Annotated in this window: 1 protein-coding gene; it reads left to right on the top strand. The window is 56.3% G+C overall.

Annotation, left to right across the window (positions count from 1 at the left end):
* Positions 1 to 252: hypothetical protein (locus tag G6047_RS00065; protein WP_211165340.1), on the top strand; the 252-nt coding region annotated here is incomplete at both ends.

Raw genomic sequence — 252 nt, forward strand, 5'->3', positions numbered from 1 at the left:
ATGACACCGACAACACCAAGCATGCCTCTTTCGATTTCTATGCGGATACCGACGGGGACGGATTCGGATTCGGGTCTTTGGTCAGCGTGTGTGCCGTGAACGCCTCCACGCCTCCTGCGGGATACTCGTCTAACAATACCGACTGTGCGCCTTCCGATAACACCAAATGGCAATCGGCTACGTTGTATGTCGATGCCGATTTCGACGGATACACCAGCGGTGCCTCCACCGTGACCTGTTACGGGGCTGCGA

It is taken from the genome of Flavobacterium silvaticum, assembly GCF_012911565.1.
GTDB lineage: Bacteria > Bacteroidota > Bacteroidia > Flavobacteriales > Flavobacteriaceae > Flavobacterium > Flavobacterium silvaticum.